1 protein-coding gene is annotated in these 835 nt (G+C 48.5%); it reads left to right on the top strand.

All coding sequences use genetic code 11. The features are described from left to right. On the top strand, nucleotides 1–511 hold a 511-nt coding region (locus QEH59_RS18610), incomplete at its 5' end, for a hypothetical protein (protein ID WP_308986890.1). Nucleotides 512–835: the final 324 nt, after the last annotated feature.

The following is an 835-nucleotide window of genomic DNA, read 5'->3' as shown; positions in this document are numbered from 1 at the left end:
AAATAGAGCGGACAAAGCAGTTGTTGGACTGGAGAATGCACCTCCTGCATTTGGTCACGTTCGGAATTCTTGCATTCGATTTCATACAGGCACAATGATGAGAGTATTAGCAGCAATTCTGACTCTGTGGGCATGCCCGCTTTGGGCTAATCTGGAAGTCTCCCTGTCCTCTTCAGGCGAAAGCAGCCCAAATAAATCGCTTGTGGTGCTTTCGGCGAAGAATACTTTCTCTCAGCCCATTCGATCCGCGAAAGCCTGGGTTTTTGCGATGGATGCCGAGGGGAGAGTGGTAGGACAGAAGTCGGCTTGGATCATACGGCCCTCCAACACTGGGATCGACTCTACTGATTATGGTTTGGATGCCGATCAGGAGGCTGAATTCAATATTGTGTTGGATACCGAGCGCAGTATGGTTTCGTCCAAGGTGACGTTCACCAAGATTATTTTAGCGGACGGAACCAGTGTTGATCCGCAAATGTACGTAGTTTCATCTCCAAAAAACGAGCCATGAAAGAATCTCTGATTTTTCTAGTCTTGATATGCTGCCTGCTTTGCTTGAGCGGTTGCCAATCTGGAAGCGCGAGCAGTGGCTCATCCAATAAATCGAGCTTCGATGACAAAATCACTATGAAAGGCTTCATTTCAACCAGTGCAACGAGCACGAAAAGGAGTACGAAGTAAAATTGGGTGGCACGATGAAGAATTTAGCCAGAATTTTGGCCCTGAGCCTGTTGGGGGGGATTCAAGCTGCCAACGCGGGACTTCCGCTCGTGTCTTTTGGTGATGTCTCCGCTGCTGATTTTGAATCGGCCACCACGCATATTCAGGTTCCGTA

This window comes from Thalassobacterium sedimentorum (assembly GCF_031127905.1).
GTDB classification, from domain to species: Bacteria; Verrucomicrobiota; Verrucomicrobiia; order Opitutales; family Coraliomargaritaceae; genus Thalassobacterium; species Thalassobacterium sedimentorum.
This window is presented reverse-complemented; position numbering and strand designations above follow the sequence as displayed.